Annotated in this window: 12 protein-coding genes, 1 tRNA gene and 3 pseudogenes; 12 read left to right on the top strand and 4 right to left on the bottom strand. The window is 71.2% G+C overall.

The window, feature by feature from the left end:
* Window positions 1-8 precede the first annotated feature (8 nt).
* Complete coding sequence (locus OHO27_RS06565; RefSeq protein WP_328421181.1) at window positions 9-1,691, bottom strand: thiamine pyrophosphate-binding protein; 1,683 nt, start codon at window positions 1,689-1,691, stop codon at window positions 9-11.
* A 144-nt stretch (window positions 1,692-1,835) separates the two neighbouring features.
* On the opposite strand from OHO27_RS06565, the gene sucC reads away from it, so the two are divergent.
* The 3 genes from sucC (at window position 1,836) to OHO27_RS06550 (ending at window position 5,520) form a co-directional block, all read left to right on the top strand.
* Window positions 1,836-2,966, top strand: coding sequence for an ADP-forming succinate--CoA ligase subunit beta (sucC, locus tag OHO27_RS06560; RefSeq protein WP_328421178.1), 1,131 nt, complete (start codon window positions 1,836-1,838; stop codon window positions 2,964-2,966).
* Between the two features lie 14 nt (window positions 2,967-2,980).
* Complete coding sequence (gene sucD, locus OHO27_RS06555) at window positions 2,981-3,865, top strand: succinate--CoA ligase subunit alpha (protein WP_328421176.1); 885 nt, start codon at window positions 2,981-2,983, stop codon at window positions 3,863-3,865.
* Window positions 3,866-3,975: 110 nt separating this feature from the next.
* Window positions 3,976-5,520 carry an aldehyde dehydrogenase family protein gene (locus OHO27_RS06550; protein ID WP_328421174.1) on the top strand — a complete coding sequence of 515 codons (1,545 nt, stop codon included), beginning with the start codon at window positions 3,976-3,978 and terminating at the stop codon, window positions 5,518-5,520.
* A 115-nt stretch (window positions 5,521-5,635) separates the two neighbouring features.
* Here the strand turns inward: OHO27_RS06550 and OHO27_RS06545 are convergent, their stop codons facing one another.
* Window positions 5,636-6,967 (bottom strand): DUF2254 domain-containing protein, encoded by a 1,332-nt coding sequence (locus OHO27_RS06545; RefSeq protein WP_328421172.1) that lies wholly within the window; start codon window positions 6,965-6,967, stop codon window positions 5,636-5,638.
* 142 nt (window positions 6,968-7,109) lie between these two features.
* Between OHO27_RS06545 and OHO27_RS06540 the strand changes: the two genes are divergently transcribed.
* A tRNA-Leu gene (locus tag OHO27_RS06540) sits at window positions 7,110-7,194 on the top strand.
* Window positions 7,195-7,304: 110 nt separating this feature from the next.
* Window positions 7,305-7,670 (top strand): iron chaperone, encoded by a 366-nt coding sequence (locus tag OHO27_RS06535; protein WP_328421170.1) that lies wholly within the window; start codon window positions 7,305-7,307, stop codon window positions 7,668-7,670.
* Between the two features lie 30 nt (window positions 7,671-7,700).
* On the opposite strand, the gene OHO27_RS06530 is transcribed toward OHO27_RS06535, so the two are convergent.
* A complete protein-coding gene (locus tag OHO27_RS06530) occupies window positions 7,701-8,171 on the bottom strand; it encodes a MarR family winged helix-turn-helix transcriptional regulator (protein WP_328421168.1) in 471 nt (156 codons plus the stop codon).
* Between the two features lie 258 nt (window positions 8,172-8,429).
* On the opposite strand from OHO27_RS06530, the pseudogene OHO27_RS06525 reads away from it, so the two are divergent.
* The 3 genes and pseudogenes from OHO27_RS06525 (at window position 8,430) to fusA (ending at window position 12,383) form a co-directional block, all read left to right on the top strand.
* Window positions 8,430-9,655 (top strand): annotated as a pseudogene (locus tag OHO27_RS06525) (cytochrome P450).
* Between the two features lie 32 nt (window positions 9,656-9,687).
* On the top strand, window positions 9,688-9,891 hold the full coding sequence (locus OHO27_RS06520) for a ferredoxin (protein ID WP_328421166.1): 204 nt from the start codon (window positions 9,688-9,690) through the stop codon (window positions 9,889-9,891).
* Between the two features lie 417 nt (window positions 9,892-10,308).
* Window positions 10,309-12,383: pseudogene (gene fusA, locus OHO27_RS06515) on the top strand (elongation factor G).
* Between the two features lie 53 nt (window positions 12,384-12,436).
* On the opposite strand, the pseudogene OHO27_RS06510 reads toward fusA, so the two are convergent.
* A pseudogene (locus tag OHO27_RS06510) lies at window positions 12,437-14,286 on the bottom strand (coagulation factor 5/8 type domain-containing protein).
* Window positions 14,287-14,587: 301 nt separating this feature from the next.
* On the opposite strand from OHO27_RS06510, the gene OHO27_RS06505 reads away from it, so the two are divergent.
* From OHO27_RS06505 to OHO27_RS06490, 4 genes are read left to right on the top strand one after another with little or no spacing between them, the layout of a single operon-like run.
* Window positions 14,588-15,124, top strand: coding sequence for a GNAT family N-acetyltransferase (locus OHO27_RS06505; RefSeq protein ID WP_328421165.1), 537 nt, complete (start codon window positions 14,588-14,590; stop codon window positions 15,122-15,124).
* A gap of 3 nt (window positions 15,125-15,127) precedes the next feature.
* Window positions 15,128-16,630, top strand: a complete 1,503-nt coding sequence (locus OHO27_RS06500; protein ID WP_328421163.1) for an ABC transporter substrate-binding protein — start codon at window positions 15,128-15,130, stop codon at window positions 16,628-16,630.
* A gap of 3 nt (window positions 16,631-16,633) precedes the next feature.
* Window positions 16,634-18,427: an ABC transporter permease subunit gene (locus OHO27_RS06495; protein WP_328421161.1), complete on the top strand. Its 1,794-nt coding sequence runs from the start codon at window positions 16,634-16,636 to the stop codon at window positions 18,425-18,427.
* Entirely contained in the window at window positions 18,424-19,650 is a 1,227-nt protein-coding gene (locus OHO27_RS06490) for an MDR family MFS transporter (protein ID WP_328421159.1), read from the top strand. Before OHO27_RS06495 ends, OHO27_RS06490 begins: the two co-directional genes overlap by 4 nt.
* Window position 19,651: the final 1 nt, after the last annotated feature.

Genomic DNA, 19,651 nt, shown 5'->3' with positions numbered 1-19,651 from the left:
AGGCCACCTCACTTGTACATGGTCTGGTTCATGGTTCCGGGGGCGTACGCGTCGGGGTCGACCCAGACGTTGATCAGCGACGGCTTCCCGGACTCGCGGGCGCGCCGCAGCGCGGGGCCGATGTCGGCGGGGTCACGGACCTCCTCGCCGTAACCGCCCAGCATCTGCGCGAACTTGTCGTAGTGGACGTCGCCGAGGGTGTTGCCGACCCGCTCGCGCTCCAGGCCGTACTTCTGGGCCTGGCCGTAGCGGATCTGGTTCATGGAGGAGTTGTTGCCGACGATGCCGACGAAGGGGAGGTTGTAGCGGACGAGCGTCTCGAAGTCCCAGCCGGTGAGGGAGAACGCACCGTCGCCGAAGAGCGCCACGACCTCCTTGTCGGGCCGGGCCTGCTTGGCCGCGAGCACGAACGGCACCCCGACGCCGAGCGTGCCCAGCGGGCCCGGGTCCATCCAGTGACCGGGCGACTTGGGCTGCACGACCTGCCCGGAGAAGGTGACGATGTCGCCGCCGTCGCCGATGTAGATCGAGTCCTCGGTGAGGAAGTCGTTGATCTCGCTGACCAGCCGGTACGGGTGGATCGGTGAGGCGTCCGACTTCAGGCTGGGCAGCCGCTTCTCAAGGGCGGTCTGCTCGGCCGCGCGCAGCTCGTCGAGCCACTCCTTGCGCTTGGACGCACCGCCGTTGACACGCCCCGAAGCCGCCTCGGTCACCGACTTCAGCACCAGCCCGGCGTCGCCGACGATGCCGAGGTCGATGTCGCGGTTCTTGCCGACGGTGCGGTAGTCGAGGTCGATCTGCACGACGGTCGCGTCCGGCGACAGCCGCTTGCCGTAGCCCATGCGGAAGTCGAAGGGCGTGCCGACGATGACGATGACATCGGCGTTGGAGAAGGCGTACCGGCGTGACAGCTGGAGGTGATGCGGGTCGCCGGGCGGGAGTGTGCCGCGGCCGGCGCCGTTCATATAGGCGGGGATGTTGAGGGTGCGGACGAGTTCGATGGCCGCCTCGGTGCCGCGGGTCGTCCACACCTGGCTGCCGAGCAGGATGGCCGGCTTCTCGGCGTGGACCAGCAGGTCGGCGAGCTTCTCGATGGCCTCGGGGTCGCCGGCCGAGCGGGTGGAGGCGCGGTAGGCGCCCTCCCGGGGCACGCGCGCCTTGCTCACCGGCACCTTGGCGTCGAGGACGTCGCGCGGGATCTCCAGGAAGGAGGGCCCGGGCGCCCCGTGGTAGCACTCGCGGAACGCCATCGACACCATGTCCGCCGCGCGCGCCGTGTCCGGCACGGCCGCCGCGAACTTGGTGATCGGCGTCATCATGTCGACGTGCGGCAGGTCCTGCAGGGACCCCATCTTGTGCTGGGTGAGGGCGCCCTGGCCGCCGATGAGCAGCATCGGGGACTCGGCGCGGAAGGCGTTCGCGACGCCGGTGACGGCGTCGGTGGTGCCGGGACCCGCGGTGACGACCGCGCAGCCGGGCTTGCCGGTGATGCGGGCGTAGCCGTCGGCGGCGTGGGCGGCGACCTGCTCGTGGCGGACGTCGACGACTTCGATGCCCTCGTCGACGCAGCCGTCGTAGATGTCGATGATGTGGCCGCCGCACAAGGTGTAGATGCGGTCGACCCCCTCGGCCTTCAGCGCCTTGGCAACGAGATGACCACCGGAAATGACGTCCTGGGTGTCGTCGGGCATGGCGAAGTCCTGTCCCTTCGTAGGGGGTGGAACGGCTCTCGCGGTACATTGCATACAGTCGACGAATACTGTATGAACCTTGTTATCCCGCATCCAGTGGGTGGTGTCCAGGGGGCGTGCGGCACTTTTGAGTCAGGAGCCGGAATGGACCTGTACGAGCACCAGGCAAGGGAACTCTTCGAGGAACACGGCATTTTGGTGCCGAGGGCAGAGGTGACCGACTCGCCCAAGGAAGCCCGCGAGATCGCACGCCGGCTCGGTGGGCGGGTCGTGGTCAAGGCGCAGGTGAAGACCGGTGGCCGGGGCAAGGCGGGCGGCGTGAAGCTCGCCGCGGACCCTGCGGCTGCCGAGCTCACGGCACGCCAGATCCTCGGCATGGACATCAAGGGCCACACGGTCGGCAAGGTCATGCTGGCCCAACCCGTGGACATCGAGACCGAGTTCTATGTGTCCTTCGTCCTCGACCGCGCGGCGGGCCGCTTCCTCGCGATCGCCTCGGCCGAAGGCGGCATGGACATCGAGGAGGTGGCCGCCAGCCGTCCGGAGGCCGTGGCCCGCATCCCCGTCGACCCCGCCGAGGGCGTCACCTCCGCGAAGGCCGCCGAGATCGCGGAAGCCGCCGGACTGCCACCGCAGACCGTCGACGTCCTCATACGCCTCTGGGAGGTGCTGGTCCGCGAGGACGCCGTCCTGGTCGAGGTGAACCCGCTGGTCCGCACCGGGCAGGGGCAGATCCTCGCCCTCGACGGCAAGGTCACGCTCGACGACAACGCCCGTTTCCGACAGGCACGTTGGGGCGCCGAGGGCGTGGAGCACGACGACGCGCTGGAGGCCGCGGCGGCCGCGAAGGGCCTCAACTACGTCAAGCTCGACGGCGAGGTCGGCATCATCGGCAACGGCGCCGGCCTCGTCATGTCGACCCTCGACGTCGTCGCGGGCTGCGGTGCCCGCCCCGCGAACTTCCTCGACATCGGCGGCGGCGCATCGGCGCAGATCATGGCCGACGGGCTGTCGGTCATCCTGTCGGACCCGGCCGTGAAGTCGGTCTTCGTCAACGTCTTCGGCGGGATCACCGCCTGCGACGCTGTCGCCGACGGCATCGTGCAGGCCCTGGACACCGTCCAGTTGACCAAGCCACTCGTCGTGCGCCTCGACGGGAACAACGCCGCCCGGGGCCGGGCCATCCTCGATGACCGCGCCCACCCCCTGGTCCAGCAGGCCACCACCATGGACGGCGCCGCGCTGCGGGCCGCCCAACTCGCCACCACAGCCTGAGGAGACATGACGACATGGCCATCTACCTCACCAAGGAGAGCAAGGTCCTGGTCCAGGGCATGACCGGCGGCGAGGGCATGAAGCACACCCGGCGCATGCTCGCCGCCGGCACGAACGTCGTCGGCGGCGTCAACCCGCGCAAGGCCGGCCGCACCGTCGACTTCGACGAGCGTGCCGTCCCCGTCTTCGGGTCGGTCGCCGACGGGATGCGCGCGACCGGCGCCGACGTGACCGTCGTCTTCGTGCCGCCCGCCTTCACCAAGGCGGCCGTCGTCGAGGCCGCCGATGCCGGCATCGGACTCGCCGTCGTGATCACGGAGGGCATCCCGGTCCACGACTCCGTCGCCTTCACCTCGTACGCGAAGGCCAAGGGCACCCGCATCATCGGCCCCAACTGCCCCGGCCTGATCACCCCTGGCCAGTCCAACGCGGGCATCATCCCGGCCGACATCACCAAGCCCGGCCGCATCGGCCTGGTCTCCAAATCTGGCACGCTCACCTACCAACTGATGTACGAACTGCGCGACATCGGCTTCTCGACGTGTGTCGGCATCGGCGGCGACCCGGTCGTCGGCACCACCCACATCGACTGCCTGGCAGCCTTCCAGGACGACCCCGACACCGAACTCATCGTCCTCATCGGGGAGATCGGCGGCGACGCGGAGGAGCGAGCCGCGGCCTACATCCGAGACCACGTCACCAAGCCGGTCGTCGGCTACATCGCCGGATTCACCGCCCCCGAGGGCAAGACGATGGGGCACGCGGGCGCGATCGTGTCCGGCTCGTCCGGCACGGCGGCGGCGAAGAAGGAGGCGCTGGAGGCGGTGGGGGTACGGGTCGGTGGCACGCCCACCGAGACGGCCCGTCTGGTCCTGGACCGCCTGGGCGCGGACACGTGATGTCACTCATAGTCCACACGGAGTCACTTCCAGGCGTACCTGCGTCTCGCTAGCTTGCGCCGTAGCCATGTACGACCGCCCCCGACTGTGCACCGAGAGCGGAGACCCCCTTGGCAACCACCCTCACCCTCAAATCCGGCACCTCCTGGACCGACGCCTGGCAACGCTGCCTCGCGGTCGCCCCAGAGGCCTTCCGGGACGACCGTGTCCTCAACCTCTGGAACTCCACCTGGCAGGCGGACGGCCGGGCCCTGCCCGCCACCAGCCCCGTCGACGGCAGCCCGATCGCGGGGCCGCCGCGCCTGGACCGGGCCACCGCCCACCAGGCCGTGCGCGCATCGCTGGACCAGCACCGCGCCTGGCGGCACATCCCCCTGGAGGAGCGCCGAGCCCGCGTCGCGGCCACCCTCGACGCCCTGACCCAGCACCGGGACCTGCTCGCCCTGCTGCTCGTCTGGGAGATCGGCAAGCCCTGGCGGCTGGCCCGGGCGGACGTCGACCGGGCCATCGACGGCGTGCGCTGGTACGTCGACGGCATCGAGCCGATGGTCGCCGGGCGGGCCCCGCTGGACGGTCCGGTGTCCAACATCGCGAGCTGGAACTACCCGATGAGCGTGCTCGTTCACGCAGTGTTGGTACAAGCACTGGCAGGCAACGCGGTCATCGCCAAGACCCCGACCGACGGCGGCGTCGCCTGCCTCACCCTGGCCTGTGCGTTGGCCGCCCGCGAGGGAATCCCCGTCACCCTCGTCAGCGGCAGCGGGGGCGAGTTGTCGGAGGCGCTGGTCCGGGCCCCCGAGATCGGCTGCGTCTCCTTCGTCGGCGGCCGCGACACCGGCGCCGCGGTGGCCACGGCAGTCGCCGACCTGGGTAAACGACACGTACTCGAACAGGAAGGACTCAACACCTGGGGCATCTGGAACTACACGGACTGGGACGCACTCACGGCGGTCGTGCCCAAGCTCTTCGACTACGGCAAACAGCGCTGCACGGCGTACCCGCGCTTCGTCGTCCAGCGTGACCTGTTCGACGAGTTCCTGGCGGCGTACCTCCCGGCGGTGCGCACGCTCAGGGTCGGCCACCCGCTGGCGGTGGAGAAACAGGACGACGACCCCTTCCCGCAACTGGACTTCGGGCCGGTGATCAACGCCGCCAAGGCCAAGGAGCTCCAGGACCAGGTCGCCGAGGCGATCGACCGCGGTGCCGTCCCGCTGCACCGGGGCAAGCCCGCGGACGCCCGCTTTCTGCCCGGCCAGGACACCTCGGCGTACGTCCAGCCGGTCACGCTGCTCAATCCGCCCCCGTCCTCCCCGCTCCACCATGCGGAACCCTTCGGCCCGGTCGACACCATCGTCCTGGTCGACACGGAGGCGGAGCTGCTGGCGGCGATGAACGCGTCCAACGGCGCGCTGGTCGCCACGCTGTCCACGGACGACCGGGCGACGTACGACCGTCTGGCCCCGCAGATCCGCGCGTTCAAGGTCGGCCACGGCAAGCCGCGTTCCCGCGGTGACCGTGACGAACTGTTCGGAGGCTTCGGCGCGTCCTGGCGCGGGGCGTTCGTCGGCGGCGAGCTGCTGGTGCGCGCGGTGACACAAGGGCCGGCGGCGGAGCGGTTGCCCGGGAACTTCCCGGAGTATCAGCTCGGCCCGTGAGGGGGGCGTCGCGTCCGACGCCGGGTGCGCCACGCGGTCTGCCGCAGGGTGCTCGGCGTCGGTCGCCGACGCGACGGCTCTGGGGCCCGAGCGCCCCTGGTTGATCTGCAATCGGTCAGCCGATGCCCTGTCGGTCCGGCTGCAGGGCGAACGCTCGGTCCGACGGGAACTGCTCGGCGAGGTCGACCGCCTGGTGGAGGAGTTCGCGGTGGCGCGAGAGCGGCTCGCTGCGTTCCGGCGGTGCGAGCAGAAGGAGGTCGTCCAGTCCGGCCAGCATGCGCCGTGAGACCTGCGGGCTGCCGACGGCGCAGCCCCGTACCTCGGTGAACCCGAGATCCACCAACTCGGTCCACCCGGGCACGGGCTGCACCAGGCGCACCACCCCGCGCCGGTCCCGGTGCAGGGCGGCGTCCAGCGGCCGACGGCTCAGCGCGGCCAGGAACTGCACGACCCGGTCCAGCGCCTGGACGGCGGTCGTCGGGTCGTTGACCGCGGGCGACAGTGCGCGCAGCGCGATGTCGGACAACTGTCGCAGCCCGAAGCCGAGATCCTGGTGATAGGTCCGCTCCACACCCACCGAGACCGTGTACCGCAGCGCCCGGCGCGGCGGGGCCGCGCCGCCGTGCACCGCCAGCAAGGGCGTGCCGGGCACTACGAAGTCCCCGATGCGAGGGATCAGCCGCAGCACCACCCCGTGTTTGCGAGCCACCCGGACCAACCGCGTGATGTGCACGTCCCGCAACACCCCGGCCCGGCCCTCGTGCGGCACCCAAGCGGCCGCGGTGCCGAGGTCGGGCGTGTCCGGTCCGTCCGCCGACACGGGCGTCGACGCGGCCACGCGGAAGGACTCGGTGGCGATCCGTGCGATCACGTGGCTGATCCGCATCAGCCGCAACGTGGCGTTCACGTACAGCACGAAGAGCAACAGGCTCAACGCGACCATGCAGAGCGTGAGAACCGACTGCACCAGAGGCACCGTCGTGACCGCACGGGCATCGTCGGCGGTGTCGAAGGCGGTCAGCACCAGCAGGCTCAGCACGAAGGTCGCCAGGAAGACCGCGAAGGTCGCCTTGGTGATCCGGCTCCGCACGAACAGCCGGACCACGCGCGGGGTGAACTGCCCGCTCGCCATCTGCACGGCCACCAGCGAGATGCTGAAGACCACACCGATGAAGGTCATCATCGCCGACGCGACGGCGTTCACCACGGCCTTCGCGTCGTCCGCGAACCGCAGCAGCTCGTCGAGCGTCTCGTAGTCGCCGTCCTCCTGGAGCGCCTCGACGATGGCTGCGTCGAGCGCTTGGGCCACCAGCCAGACCGCGAAGACGGCCACCATCGCAGCGGTGGGTGCGAACCAGAACGTGTCCCGCAGATGCTCCCTGAGGGGCGACAGCGCGCGCGGGCGACGCCCCGCGGCAGGGCTCTGCGTAACCGTCCAGTCACTCATGATGCGACCCTAAGGGCATCGGGCGGCGCGGTCCCGGACCCCCGCCCGGTGGGCGGAAACGCAGGTGAAGGGCGCTCCGAAACCTTGGTATTGTTGTCCACGTCGCCGCCGGGAAGGCCCCCGGCAAGGCGGCAGACACCTGGTCCGGGTGGCGGAATGGCAGACGCGCTAGCTTGAGGTGCTAGTGCCCTTTATCGGGCGTGGGGGTTCAAGTCCCCCCTCGGACACAGATCAACAGATCATTTGCAACCCGTGCGGGTCGAGGGCCACCTCGACCCGCACGGGTTGTTTTGTTGGAGCGATTGATCGGTACCGCCTCCGGGCCTAGCCTCGCCGCATGGTGCAGAGCGCGGCGGAGGATGTCGACGGCTATCTGGCCGAGGTGCCGGTGGAGCGGAGAGAGGCCCTGACACGGCTGCGGCAGTTGTGCCGCGCGGAACTGCAGGGCTTCAGCGAGGTCATGGCCTACGGCATGCCGACGTACCAGCGCGAGGGTGCGGCCGAGATCGCGTTCGCGAGTCAGCGGCAGTACATCTCCTTCTATCTGATGCGCAGTGATGTCCGTGAGGCCTTCCAGGAACGGCTGGCCGGACACGACATGGGCAAGGGATGCCTGCGCTTCCGTAAACCGGAGAAGGTCGACTTCGACCTCGTGCGGGATCTGCTGCGGGCCACGTCCGGCGACCGGGGCCCGATCTGCTGACGGGGTCGGCCACACCGCCAGGGGCCGTCGTCAGTCCCCCGAGTTCCTCGGCCAAGGGCGGCCGGTGATGCGTTCGATGTCGGTGTTGAACTGCCGGAGATCGGCGATGAACCGGTCCAGGTGTTCGGGGGTCCACTCCGCCACGACCGTGGACAGGCCGGTGACGATTCCCTCGCGTTGTTCCGCGAGCAGCCTGAGCCCCTCCTGCGTGATGCGGAACTTGCGTGCCACGCCGCCGGACGGATCGAGGGTCCGCTCCACCAGACCGTTGCGCAGAAGGGCCGAGGTCTGCCTGGTGAACGTCGACGCCGCGAGCCCGAAGGCCTCGACGAAGTCCGGGATGGACATCGCTCCCTGGGTCTCGAGCCTGGTGAGGAGTACGTAGGCGCTCTGGTCCAGCGGGTCCCCGCCGCGTGGGCCCCGCGGTGCCCGCATCTCCTTGTGGCGGGTGAGGATCAGCAGCTCCCGCTCGATGCGTTCCGCCGCTTCTCGGGCGTCCACGCCGATCTCCTTCCGGGCCGAATCGGCCAAGTCCGCAGCTCCTGGAGGTCCTGGACGTCCTGGAGGTCCCGGGGAGCCCGAGGTCCCCGAGGCCCCGGAGTCCAGGCGTCCCAAAGGCTCCACCCTACGGTGAGATTGCGCCATACACAGAAAGTGCATCATGCACTCTTGATGCATGATGCACAATGTGCGTAGCGTGCCGTGCTGTGAACGCTTCCGCGTCGCTCACCCACCTCCCCCCACCCAAGGTGATGTCAGATGCGCGAGAACGACCTGTTGCGGCTGCCCCTTCCCACCGACAACCCCCTGGAGCCCCCGGCCGAATGGGAGCGACTGCGCGGCCGGTGTCCGGTGGCCACCGTTGAACTCCCCAGCGGGGACAAGGCGATCTACCTGACCCGCTACGACCACGTCAAAGCCCTGCTGGCCGACCCCCGTTTCACCCGTCCGACGGCCGAGGACGGCGCTGCCCGGATCGCCCCCGAAGGCGCCGGTGGGCCCGCCGCCGACGGAACCAGCACCCTGGCCCTGCCCGACCGCGGGGAGCCGCACCTTCGGTGGCGACGGCAGGTGGGCAAGTACTTCACCGCCAAGCGCATGACGGCACTGCGCCCCGGCATGGCGCACATCGCCGAGGGCCTCGTCGACGACATGGTCCGCAGCGGACAGCCCGCGGACCTGAAGGCCGGAGTCGGTTTCCCCCTGCCCGTCTACGTCATCTGCGACATCCTCGGCGTCCCCGCCGAGGACCGGGACCGCTTCTCGCGCTGGTCCGACGCCTTCCTCAACGTCAGCCGTTATACCGGCGACCAGACCCGGGCGGCGTACGCCGAGTTCGCCGAGTACATGTCCGCGCACATCGCGGCGACGCGCGCTGAACCCGGCGACGACCTGATCAGCATGGTGATCAGGGAGAGTGAGGGGAGGGGCAGGTGGAGGGTAAGGGGCTGACCGACGACGAGTTGCTCGGCACCGCCATGGGTCTCCTGGTCGCCGGACACGAGACCACCGCCAACATGATCGGCAAGATGGTCGCCCTGCTGCTCGCCGACCGCACCCGGTGGGAGCGGCTGCTGGCCGACCCCGCCCTGGTGCGCACCGCGGTGGACGAGGCACTGCGCTTCGACGCCAACCTCGGCTTCGGCATCCGGCGTTACCTCACCGAGGACGTCGAGGTCGACGGCGAGCTGCTGCCGGGCGGCACGACCGTCGTGTGCAGCATGCCGGCCGCCAACCGTGACGAGAGGGTCTTCGCCGACGCGGACGACATGGTGCTGTCCCGGTCCCCGAACCCCCACCTCACCTTCGGCGCCGGACCGCACGCCTGCCTGGGCCAGAGCCTGGCGCGCACCGAGCTCCAGGTCACGCTCGAGGTACTCCTCCGCAAGCTGCCGGGCCTCCAACTCGACCTACCTGTCGACGAGTTGAAGCGGATGGAGGGTCTCCTCGTCGGCGGACTGCGCACAGTGCCCGTGCGGTGGTGACGGCCCCCGCACCGGAAAGGAAGGCAACGGCCGTGAAAGTGAACGTGGACCAGGAGCTCTGTTGCGGCGCCGGACAGTGCGTACTGATCGCACCCGAGGTCTTCGACCAGCGTGACGAGGACGGCATCGTCACGCTGGTCGAACCGAGTCCCGTCGAGGACCTCCACGCCGCCGCCCGCGAGGCAGCCGCCGTCTGCCCCGCGTCGGCCATCACGATCGACGACGAACAGCGATAGAAAAAAATCGGCTGCTTCGACCTCGCCCGGCTCCCTACACTCGCCACACCAGCACGCACCGTCCACCACTCGGCGGAGCGTCGTCGTGACGAGTTGAGGGAGCCGGGCCGTGCGTGACCGCACCGCTGTCGTCGTCTCCCTTCCCGGCACGACCGGCACGACCGGTACGCCCGGTACGACGTGATCCTCGTGTCCCTGTTCGTCCGGTGCCCGCTGCGCGGCCGGCACCGGATGTCCGTGACGAACACCTGAGAGCGCCCGAGTACGTCAACGCACCTGTCATGCCCCGCATTTGACGGGACGGCAGGTCACGCTGACGTGCGCCCGCGCCACCGCGCCATGTGCGTGCACGTGTCGTCCGGGAATCGCGCTGCCCCCTTTCCGTTCCATCACGGATCATCCGAAAGGCCAAAGGCCGTGCGCACCAACATCACCAACCTCAACACCCTCGCCGTCGTCCGCAACCTCGGCATCCTCGCCCATGTCGACGCCGGCAAGACCACCGTCACCGAGCGGATCCTGTACGCCACCGGAACCACCCACAAGCGGGGCGAGGTCCACGACGGCACGACTGTCACCGACTTCGACTCGCAGGAGCGGGACCGCGGCATCACCATCTTCGCGGCGGCGGTGAGTTGTACCTGGGACGGTCACCGGATCAACCTGATCGACACCCCCGGGCATGTCGACTTCGCCGACGAGGTGGAGCGTTCGCTGCGCGTCCTGGACGGCGCGGTCGCGGTGTTCGACGCCGTGGCGGGGGTCGAGCCGCAGAGCGAGTCGGTGTGGCGGCAGGCGGACCGGCACGGCGTTCCGAGGATCGCGTTCGTCAACAAGCTCGACCGCGCCGGGGCCGACCTCGACACGGCCGTCGGGTCGATCAGGGAACGGCTGCATCCCGCACCGCTGGTCGTGCAGTTGCCCATTGGCGCGGAGGACGGATTCCGCGGGGTCGTGGACCTCGTACGCATGCGTGCGCTGGTGTGGGCAGACGGCGCCGAAACAGCCGTGGAAGGGCCGGTGCCGGAGGATCTCCTGGACGAGGCGCAGCGGCGTCGGCGGCTGCTGGAGGAGGCGGTGGCCGAACTGCATGCCGGCGCGCTGGAGGAGTTCTGCGCGCGGTCGGCCCTCTGTGCGGAGACCCTGGTCGCCGCCCTGCGCGAGCTGACCCGCAGCGGTGACGGCGTGGTCGTGCTGTGCGGCTCGGCCTACCGCAACCGCGGTGTCGAGCCGCTGCTCGACGCGGTCGTGGCGTATCTGCCGTCGCCGCTCGACGTGCCTCCCGTCCGCGGCCTGGGCGACGGCGCCGACGAGGAGCGGCCCGCCGACCCGTCGGCACCGTTCGCGGCGCTGGCGTTCAAGGTGAGCGCGACCCCGACCGGGCGGTTGACCTATCTGCGGGTGTATTCGGGAACGATCGAGAAGGAGGCATGGTGTTCGACGCGGTTGCGCGACGTACGGAGCGGATCGGGCGGATCCTGCGGGTGCAGGCCGACCGTCACGCCCACATCGACCGTGCCGTCGCCGGGGACATCGTGGCGGTGGTCGGTCTGAAGTCGGCTCGCCCGGGCTCCACCCTGTGCGCACCGGACGCCCCGCTCGTCCTCGAACCGCCGAGCGTGGCCGACCCGGTGGTGTCCGTGGCGGTCGAGGCCCGCAGGTCCACCGACACCGACCGGCTGGCCTCGGCGCTGGCACGGCTGGCGGAGGAGGATCCGTCGCTGGTCGTGCGGACCGACGCGGAGACCGGTCAGACGGTGCTGTCCGGCATGGGTGAACTGCATCTGGAGGTCGCGGTGGAGAAGATCCGGCGTGATCTCGGGCTGGACGTCAACGTGGGCCGGCCGCGGGTGTCGTATCGCGAGACGGTCGGCCGAGGGGTGTCCGGCTTCGTGTTCCGTCATGTCAAACAGGACGGTGGGGCCGGCCAGTTCGCGCATGTGGTTCTCGATGTCGAGCCCCTGGCGGTCACGGCGGCCGAACAGGGCGGCAACGGCTTCGAGTTCCGCTCGGCCGTCGTCGGCGGCCGGGTGCCCCAGGAGTACGTCCGTGCCGTCGAGACCGGCTGCCGCGACGCCCTCGCCGAGGGTCCGCTCGGCGGCCATCCGGTGACCGGCCTGCGTGTCACCCTCACCGACGGGTCGACCCATGTGAAGGACTCCTCCGACACGGCCTTCCGTACGGCCGGCCGACTCGGCCTCCGCGATGCCCTGCGCGCCTGCGCGATGGTCCTCCTGGAGCCGGTCGTCGAGGTCACGGTCACCGTGCCGGAAGAAGCGGTCGGCTCCGTGCTCGGCGACCTGGCCGCCCGCCGCGGCCGCGTCTCGGGCTCCGTCACCCGGGCGGGGGCGGCGGTCGTGACGGCGACCGTGCCGCTGGCCGAGCTGTTCGGCTACGCGACACGGCTGCGTAGCCGTACCCAGGGGCGCGGCACGTTCACGGCCCGGCCCACCGGCTATGCGCCGGCGCCGGTCGCTGCGGTGTCGCCCTAGGCCAACCGGGCCCCGTCCTCGACGGACGGGGCCCTCGTCCGGCCTGCTTCACCTCATGGATACGACACCACGGTCGAAGGCACCGTCGACGTCCCCGACGTCGGCGCCCCGGTGTCGTTGATGACGCACTCGTACTGCCCGTTGCCACCGAGCGAGACCACGAGCAGGTTGTGGAAGCGCACCCCGGACCGCACGGGGCGGCGAAGCCGTGGTGCTGCACGATCGAGGGGTTGACGTTGTAGTAGCAGTAGCTGCCCAGCCCCCAGCCCTCGTGCGAGGTCACGCCGTCGCCGACCTTGTAGGCGGCGTAGCCCTTGATCGAGCCGTTCTGGATGGCGGCCTGGTCCGGGGCGTCGTATGCCTTCTCGTTCTGGAAGAAGACCGTGCGGCCGCGCTGGCCGAACCACTGCACGTCGTACTTGTTGAAGTGCTCGACGAACAGGCCGGTCGCCAGGACGTCGTCGCCGTTGACCACGACGCCGTAGTCGGCGCGGTTGGTCTCCCAGCCGACTCCCTCGCCGTGGTCGGCCCGCCACACCCACGTGTGGTCGACGATCGTGTGCCGGCTGTTGATCACCATGCTGGTGGTGGCCTTGCCGGCGCCGGCCCCGCCGATGCGGACGAACACGTCCTGGACCGTGGTCGGGTTGGCGGAGTGATCCCTGGACGCGCCCCGCGGCCCGACTTCCACCAGGGTCGCCGAGTTGACGGGGCCGGCGTCGACCAGGAAGCCGGCGAGCCGGACTCCGTCGACGTCGGCGACCTGCACGGCCGTGGCGCCGTTGTCGGGGATGAGGGTCGCGTATCCGAGGCCGAGGACGACGGTGTTCGGCCGGTTGACCTGGATCGGCCGGTCGAGGCGGTAGATCCCCGGGGTGAGCAGCAGGTGCAGGCCCTGGGCGAGCGCTTCGTTGAGCGTGGCCGCCGTGACTCCGGGGCGTGCGACGTAGAACTGCGTCAGCGGCAGCGAGGTGCCTCTCGGTGTGCCGTTGCCCCAGGTGACGCCGCGGGCATTCGTGCGCTTTTCCGGCAGGAAGACCCGGAAGTCGTTTCCCTGGACGTACAGGAACGGCTTCTCGCGGGAGACGGGAGTCGTGTCGAGCGTGGTGTACGGCGGGTTGGGGAAGCTCTGCGCCGGGGCGCCCTCGACGCCGGAGAACACCATGTTCCACACGCCGTTGAGCCAGCTGCCGATCGCGCTGTCGCGGGTGTACCACTGCTGCTGCGAGTACGGCCCGACCTGGCCGTCGATGCGGCTGTCCGCGATGTAGCCGCCGCTCGCCCAGCCGTAGCCGGTGGGGGAGAGGTTGAGTCCGCCGCGGATGTGCATACGGCGGAACGGGGCCGCCTGGGCGACCGCCCACCGGTTGGTGCCGTTGACCGGGACCAGGGCCAGGTTCTCCGCCGAACGCCAGAAGTTCTGTGTGGCGTTGCCGTTGAACCAGCCGGCGTCGACGGTGACGTCGCCGTTGATGGTGGTGTCGTCGGGGGACAGCCCCAGGCCCGCGATCGAGGTGTAGAAGCCGAGTTGGGCGTTGAGCCCGTGGTAGGTGCCGGGCTTGAAGAGCAGGGCGTAGCGGCCGGTGCCGAACTGCGCGGACTCCTGCTGCCGGAACACCTCGTCGAGTCGGCCCTGGATGCCCGGAGTCGACGGGTCGAAGACGAGGACGTTCGGGCCGAGGTCGCCGCCGCCCGGTAGGGCACGCGGCTTCTTCCGGGCCGAAGGGGACGCCGAAGTCCGCGCGGCAGCCTGGGCGGAAGCCTGCGCGGAGGTCTGGCCGGGGGCCTGCGCGGAGGCCTCGGTCGACAGTCCGAGCACGGCCGGTGCCGAGGCGAACGCGGCGCCGATCAGGGTCCGGCGGCCCACCGAGGACGGCCCGGAGGACGGGGAGGAAGGAAGCATCAGGCGGCTCTCCTGGTTCAGGAAGTGAACGTCGTGACGTGCGGGGAGCGCTCTCTTGCCGCTGAATGGTTCAACTGTGGAACGTGTGAGTCAAGGGCTGCGGCCGAAGTTCTGAGAGTGCGTCAAAGCCCTTGACGCGTCTGCCTTCCGAGGCTTAACTCACGCTCTAAACTAAGAGGGGGTGCCGGCCGAGGTGGGCTGGGTCCGGGTGGGGCGGAAGCGGTCGGAACCGTAAGGGGGTTATGCGACAGGGGCGAGGCCGGCGGAAAGGCCGTTCGGGCTTGATGCATATGATGTGCAAGTGCACGACTACAGCATCAGGGCGGCAAGCCCGGACGACCTCGACGGTGCGCGAGCCCTGATGCTCGACACCGTCTACCACGACTTCGGTACCGGCTATGTGCCTCGTTGGCACGCGGACATCATCGACCCGGCCGGCGCCTACCTCGCCCCGCCCCGCCATACCCTCCTCGTCGCGCTCGACCCGCGCGACGGGAGTGTCGTCGCCACCGCCGCGCTCGACTCGCGCGGCCCGGCCCACCCGCCGAACGCGCGCGAGGTCGCCGAGCGCTACCCCTCCGGCGAGACCGCGCAGCTGCGCCGTGTCTACGTCCGGGCCGAGCACCGCAGGCGCGGCCTGGCCCGGCGGCTCGTCGACGAGTTGCTCGCCTTCGCGGCGGCGGACGGCGGCTACCGCGCGGTGTATCTGCACACCGACCCGAAGGTGCCGGGCGCCGAGGGGTTCTGGCGCTCGCTCGGCAAGGTCGTGCATGACGAGCGTGAGGACACGGACGGCGGGAACGGCGTCGTCCACTTCGAGATACCGATGGAGCGATAGACCGTGCGACGCCGAACCCGCCCGCTCCTCGCCCTCGTACTGGCCCCGGTCCTCGCCGGCTGCTTCGCCTCCGGTGGCGGTTCCGACGCCGCGAGCGACGCCCAGGACGGATCCCGCCTGCGAGTCGCGCTCGCCTTCCCGCCCGCCGAGAACCTGTCGCCGTACGGCGCCGACGCCACCCTCCTCAGCCGCCTCGGCGTCACCGAGGGCCTGACCGCGCTGGACGCCAACGGCGCCGCCGCCCCCGCCCTCGCCGCCTCCTGGCGCCAGGAGAACGACCGCACCTGGCTGTTCACCCTGCGCGAGGCCACCTTCCAGGACGGCTCCGCGGTCACCCCGGCCACGGTCGCCGCCGCCCTCACCCATGCAGCGCAGGCCAAGCCGGTCCCCGCCGCCCTCTCCGGCGTCACCCTCACCGCGAAGGCCGAGGGCAGCAAGGGCGTACGGATCACCACCCAGGCCCCCGACCCCGTCCTGCCACTGCGTCTGGCCGGCCCCTCCCTCGCCGTCCTCTCCGGCAAGGCCTACGGCAACAAGGACAGTCAGACCGAGGTCGACCCGGTCGGCCATGCCACCGGGCCCTTCGAGCTCACCAAGGTGCTCGGCTCCACGGCCGCCACCCTCGACCGCTACGACGACTACTGGGGCGGCCGAGCCCAGGCCACCGGCATCGACGTCAAGTTCGTCGCCGACGGCACCGCCCGCGCGAGCGCCCTGCGCACCGGCCAGGTCGACCTCGCCGAGGCGATCCCCGTCGCGCAGGCCGCCACCCTGGACAAGGCCAGCCGCGAGGTGACCGCCACCACCCGCACCACGAGCCTGTTCCTCAACACGAAGAAGGGCCCCTTCAAGGACGCCGCCCTGCGGGCCGCCGCCCGGCAGGCCGTCGACACCTCGGCGTTCGCCAAGGGCGTCTACGAGGGCTACGCCGACGCCGGCGCAGGCATCTACGGGCCCGCCGTCACCTGGGCCGCCGGCAAGCGGACCGAGCCGGTCGGGCGGGCGAAGGCGGGCAAGCCCGACAGGACCCGGATCACCCTCGCCACCTACGACAACCGGCCCGAACTCCCGGAAGTCGCCCAGGTGCTGAAGCAGCAGCTGGAGAAGGCAGGGTTCGAGGTCACCCTGGAGGTGCGCGAGTACTCGCGGCTGGAGAGCGACGCGCTGGACGGCAAGTTCGACGCGTTCGTCGGCGCCCGCAACAGCCTGGTCGACACCGGCGACCCCGTCGGTGTCCTCGCCAGCGACTACACGTGCGACGGCAGTTACAACCTGGCCCTGCTCTGCGACAAGGACGTCGACCGGGCCGTGGCCGAGGCCGCGGACATCACCGACACCGCCGAGCGGCAGGACGCGGCCATGACGGCCGAGGCCGAGATCCTCGGCACCGACGCCGTCGTACCGCTGGTCCACCAGCGCATCATCACCGGCGTCGGCACCGATGTACGGGGCGAGCTCCTCGACCCGTACGAGCGCACTCTCGTCGGCATCGGCACCCGGCGCTGATCCGTGCCGCGCCAGGCAGGCACGCTCCTGTGGCGTGCGGGGATCGCGGCGGCCCTGGTGTGCGCCATCGGCGTCCTGCCGTGGCTGTCGCGCACCGACCCGGCGCTCACCGTGCTGAAGGCCCGCTCGGCGGACCGCGACCCCACGCCCGAGGTGCTTGCGGACATCCGCACCCAGCTCGGCCTGGACGCGGGTCCGTTCCGGCTCCTCGGTGACTGGCTGGGCGGGCTGTGGCACGGGGACGCCGGCCGGTCGTGGATCTCCGGCAGCGAGGTCACACCCGCCGTGCTCCAAGCCCTCGGCGTGTCCCTGCTGCTGATGGCGGTGGCCCTCGTGGTCGCCGCCGTCACCGCCGCTCTGATCTGCGCCCGCACCCTGTGGCTCGGCGCACACCGGCGGCTCGACGGGCGGTCCGGAGGAAGCGGCTCCGCCGTCCTCGCCGCGCTGCCCGAGTTCCTCACCGCGTCCGTCCTCGCGACCGTCGTCGGGGTGCAGTTGGGCTGGCTGCCCGCCCTCGGCTGGTACGGCCCCCAGTGGACGATCCTCCCCGCACTCGCCCTCGGTCTGCCCGCCGGCGCCGTGCTCGGCCGGCTCCTCGACGACCTGCTGCCCGGCGCCTTCGCCGAGCCCTGGGCCCTGGCCGCCACCGCGCGCGGGCTCCCCGGCCGCACCGTCGTCCGCCAGGCCCTGCGCCGCTGCCTGCCCGGACTGCTGCCCAACACCGGCCTGTTCGTCGTGGGCCTGACCGGGGGCGCGGTCACCGTCGAGCAGATCTTCGACATCCCCGGCCTCGGCCGCACCACCCTCCAGGCCGCCCTCGCCCAGGACCTGCCCGTCCTCCAGGCCGGCACGCTCGCCCTCGTCCTGCTCGCCGCGGCCGCCGCCGGGGTGGCCCACGTCCTCGCCCTGCTGCTGATCGGCCCGGCCCTGCGCGACGGCGCGCTGCCGTCCCTGCACCGGCCGACTCTGCCCGCACGCAGGTTCCTGCCGTTCGCATACGGTGCTCTGCTCGTCGCCGTCGTCGCCCTCGGCCTGCCCCGTGACCCACTGGCCCTCGACACCGCCGAGCGACTCGCGGCCCCTTCGTCGGGGCACCCGTTCGGCACCGACGCCCTCGGCAGGGACATCCTCGCCCGCGTCGCCCACGGCGCCCTCGACACGCTGCTGCTCGCCGGCGCGATCACCGCCGTCACCCTGCTCACCGGAGTGACGCTCGGCCTGCTGCCCCGGCTGTCCGGCCCGCTGGTCGACACCGTCACCGCGCTGCCGCCGGTCCTGGTCGCGCTGCTCGTCACCGCGGTCGTCGGCAGCGGAACCGCCACGCCCGCGCTCGCCGTGGCCGCCGTGGCCTGGGCCCCGCTGGCCGCCCACACCTCGGCGCTGCTACGGCAGGAACGCGCCGCCCTCCACCTCACCGCCACCCGCGCCCTGGGCGCCGGCCCCTGGTACCTGCTGCGCCACGAACTGCTCCCTTCCGTCGTGCCGCCCGTCACCCGCCACGCCCTGCTGCGCCTGCCCGGTATCGCCCTCGCACTCGCCTCGCTGGCCTTCCTCGGCCTCGGCGCCCAGCCGCCCTCCCCGGAGTGGGGCCTGCTCCTCGCCGAGAACCAGCCCTACGCCGAGCGCGCCCCCTGGGCGGTCCTCGCCCCCGCCGCCGTACTCGCCCTGCTGGGTGCGCTGGCGGTGACGGCGGCCGGAGGTCTGCGGGGCGGGCGGCGGCGAAGAGACAGGGGCGAGCCTGCCCTGCCCGTGCCCGAACAGCAGTCACCCGTCAAGGAGTTGGTGAGGACCGGATGACCTCGCTGCTGTCGCGCGGCCTGCGCAGGGCGCCGGACCGTCACCGGCTCTCCCCTCTTCTCCGCCTCCTCATCCTCACCCAACTCGCCTTCAACATCGGCTTCTTCGCCGTCCTGCCCTTCCTCGCCGAGCATCTGGGACAGGCCGTCGGCATGGCGGGCTGGATGGTCGGGTTCGTGCTGGGGCTGCGGACGTTCAGCCAGCAGGGGCTGTTCGTGGTGGGCGGGGCGCTGGCCGACCGGTACGGCATCCGGCCCGTCGTGCTCACGGGCTGTGCGCTGCGGATCACCGGGTTCGCCTGGCTCGGGTACGCGCGGCAGACGTGGGCGGTCATCGGTGCCGTGCTGCTGATCGGCTTCGCTGCCGCGCTGTTCTCGCCCGCCGTGGAGTCCGAGGTCGCCCGGCAGGCGGTGGTGTGGGAGGAGTCGGGCGGCGGCTCCCGCACCCGCGTCCTCGCGCTGCTGACGGTGGCCGGACAGGCGGGCGCGTTCGTCGGGCCGCTCCTTGGCGCGCTGCTGCTGTCGGTGGACTTCCGTACGGTCTGCCTCGCCGGCGCCGGCATCTTCGTCCTCGTCCTCGCCGGGCACGCGTGGCTGCTGCCGCAGCACATACCCGGGCGAGGGGGTGTAAGGCTGCGCGGCGGCATGGGGAAGCTGCTGCGCAACCGCCGCTTCCTCGCGCTGTGCTGCGCCTACGGCGCCTACCTGCTCGCCTACAACCAGCTCTATCTCGCCCTCCCCGACGAGGTGGAGCGCGCCACCGGCTCCCAGGCCGCGCTGGCCTGGCTGTTCGCCCTGTCCTCGCTGCTGGTGGTGGTCGCCCAGCTGCCCGTCACCCGGTGGGTGGGAGAGCGGCTCACCCTGCGCCGGTCCATGGTCGCCGGACTGCTGCTGATCGCGGCGGGGTTCGCGGTCGTGGCGGTGGCCCGGCCCGCCGAGTGGACCGGCACGGCGGGTCTGTTGCCCGCGGCCGGTTTCGTCGTCCTGCTCACCCTCGGCCAGATGCTCGTCGCCCCGGTCGCCCGCGCCTGGGTCCCCGACCTCGCGGAAGAGGGCCGACTCGGCCTCTACACCGGCGCGTTGTCCTCGGTCTCCGGCCTGATCGTCCTGCTCGGCAGCTCGGCCACGGGAAGTCTCCTGGACACCGGCCTGCCCGCCGTCGTGCCGTGGCTGGTGCTGGCGGCCGTACCGGTGGCGGCGATCGGGGTGCTGCCGCGCCGGTAAG

The sequence above is a fragment of the Streptomyces sp. NBC_00443 genome, from assembly GCF_036014175.1.
GTDB lineage: Bacteria > Actinomycetota > Actinomycetes > Streptomycetales > Streptomycetaceae > Streptomyces.
The sequence above is the reverse complement of the archived record's forward strand: the minus strand, read 5'-3'. Positions and strand labels throughout refer to the sequence as shown.